Source organism: Bacillus sp. SG-1, from assembly GCF_000181495.1.
In the GTDB taxonomy this organism is placed as follows: domain Bacteria; phylum Bacillota; class Bacilli; order Bacillales; family Bacillaceae_B; genus Rossellomorea.
Genome location: NZ_ABCF01000136.1, coordinates 1 through 2,345, shown reverse-complemented (window position 1 = coordinate 2,345; position 2,345 = coordinate 1). Strand labels below are relative to the sequence as shown.

Genomic DNA, 2,345 nt, shown 5'->3' with positions numbered 1-2,345 from the left:
TCCTGTCCTGCAGCAAAGATGACGACCCTCTTTTTCTCAAGATGGCGAATGGCTCTGCGGCGGATGTAAGGTTCAGCGACCTGACGCATATCTATGGATGTCTGAACACGCGTTTCAACCTCGAGTTGCTCAAGGCTGTCCTGAAGGGCTAATGAATTCATGACAGTCGCAAGCATACCCATATAATCCGCTGAAGCACGATCCATTCCCATCTCGCTGCCGACCTTACCGCGCCAGATGTTTCCGCCGCCTACTACGACAGCTACTTCCACACCCATCTCTGCAATTTCTTTCACATCTTCAGCTACACTTTTGATGATGGCTGGGCTAAGGCCGAATCCTTGTTCACCAGCAAGTGCTTCACCACTTAATTTTAATACTACTCTTTTGTACTTTGGAATGCTCATTTGAACCTCCATATGTAGTTGGATTTTTTTAGCGCCTGCAAGGCTTGGAAAAATAGGGAACACACAGTGTGTTCCCTTTTTGGAGTAAAGTAGACCCTGTGGGTTACTTCTTATTTACTTGGCTCATTACTTCATCTGCGAAGTTTTCTTGGCGTTTTTCGATACCTTCTCCAACTTCGTAACGTACGAAGTCAGTTAGGACAGCGCCTTTAGACTCTAGGAATTGACGTACTTTTTGGTCAGGGTTTTTAACGAAAGGCTGGTCAAGGATGCAAACATCTTCAAAGAACTTGCCAAGACGGCCTTCTACCATTTTTGCTACGATGTTTTCAGGCTTGCCTTCATTAAGAGCTTGTTGAGTAAGAACTTCACGCTCACGCTCAACTTCTTCTTCAGAAACCTGGTCGCGTGAAACATACTTAGGATTCAAAGCAGCTGCGTGCATTGCAACGTCTTTTGCTGCGTCTGCATCAGTTGTACCTTCAACAACAGTTAACACACCGATTCTTCCGCCCATATGCAGGTATTCACCGAACGCATCATTATCTGTTTTTGTACGGATAGCAAAACGGCGAAGAGTGATTTTCTCACCGATTTTAGCGATAGCAGAGTTAATGAACTCGCCAACAGTGCTTCCGTTTTCCATTTTTTGGTCAAGTGCTTCTTCAGCGCTTGCAGGCTGGTTTGTCAGCAAGTGATGAGAAAGTTCTTTAACAACCGTTTGGAAGTTTTCGTTTTTCGCAACGAAGTCTGTTTCAGCATTCACTTCAAGGATTACAGCAGTATTCCCTTCACTTTGAATGTAAGTAGTACCTTCAGCTGCGATACGGTCAGCTTTTTTAGCCGCCTTTGCGATACCTTTTTCACGAAGAAAATCAATTGCTTGATCCATGTCGCCGCCAGTTTCTTGTAAAGCTTTTTTACAATCCATCATTCCAGCGCCAGTTTTTTCACGAAGTTCTTTTACCATTTGCGCAGTAATTGCCATAATGATATTCCTCCTTTAAGTATATTATGTAAGCTTTGAAATGCTTGTACTCTTGTTTTTTAAAAAAGGTGATAAGGGTTATCCTCTCATCACCTTTTTCAGATCAACCGTACCAAGTATGATCCACAGCAGTTTCTGCTAATGTAAGGTGCAGATTATCTGTCTTCCATATAAGCCGGTCTTAATACTTTTAATTACTCAGCTGCAGTTACAGCAGCTTCTTCGCCTTGCTTAGCTTCAAGGATAGCATCTGCCATTTTTGAAGTAAGTAGTTTAACAGCACGGATTGCATCATCGTTTGCAGGAATTACTACATCGATTTCATCCGGATCACAGTTAGTATCAACGATACCAACGATAGGGATGTTCAATTTGCGTGCTTCCGCTACAGCGATACGCTCTTTACGAGGGTCGATGATGAAAAGTGCATCAGGAAGTTCTTGCATATCTTTAATTCCACCAAGGAATTTAACTAAACGCTCATGCTCTTTTTTCAATTGTACTACTTCTTTTTTCGGAAGAACTTCAAAAGTTCCATCTTCTTCCATCTTTTCGATTAACTTAAGACGGGAGATACGCTTTTGGATTGTTTCGAAGTTAGTTAGTGTACCACCCAACCAACGTTGGTTGATGAAGTACATGCCTGCACGTTCTGCTTCTTCTTTAACAGACTCCTGTGCTTGCTTTTTAGTACCAACGAAAAGAACTTTTCCGCCGTTTCCAGCTAGTTCCTTAACGAAGTTGTAAGCTTCTTCAACCTTCTTAACTGTTTTTTGAAGGTCAATGATGTAGATGCCGTTACGCTCTGTGAAGATATACTTCTTCATTTTCGGGTTCCAACGGCGAGTCTGGTGACCGAAATGTACACCAGCTTCAAGCAATTGTTTCATAGAAATTACTGACATGTGTGTTTCCTCCTAATTGGTTTTTATTTTCCTCCGCTCATGATC

General features: G+C 42.4%; 3 protein-coding genes. All 3 read right to left on the bottom strand.

Translation table 11 applies throughout. From position 1 onward, the window contains the following. The coding region (locus tag BSG1_RS19085; RefSeq protein ID WP_044023198.1) for an amino acid kinase family protein at positions 1-407 on the bottom strand (407 nt) is incomplete at its 3' end. Positions 408-510: 103 nt separating this feature from the next. Further along, positions 511-1,395, bottom strand: a complete 885-nt coding sequence (gene tsf / locus BSG1_RS19080) for a translation elongation factor Ts (protein ID WP_006838875.1) — start codon at positions 1,393-1,395, stop codon at positions 511-513. A gap of 194 nt (positions 1,396-1,589) precedes the next feature. Further along, on the bottom strand, positions 1,590-2,300 hold the full coding sequence (gene rpsB / locus BSG1_RS19075) for a 30S ribosomal protein S2 (protein WP_006838874.1): 711 nt from the start codon (positions 2,298-2,300) through the stop codon (positions 1,590-1,592). Positions 2,301-2,345 lie beyond the last annotated feature (45 nt).

Coding starts and splice junctions, on each gene's coding strand:
- tsf (WP_006838875.1), bottom strand. CDS start 1,395: ATGGCAATTACTGCGCAAATGGTAAAAGAACTTCGTGAAAAAACTGGC.
- rpsB (WP_006838874.1), bottom strand. CDS start 2,300: ATGTCAGTAATTTCTATGAAACAATTGCTTGAAGCTGGTGTACATTTC.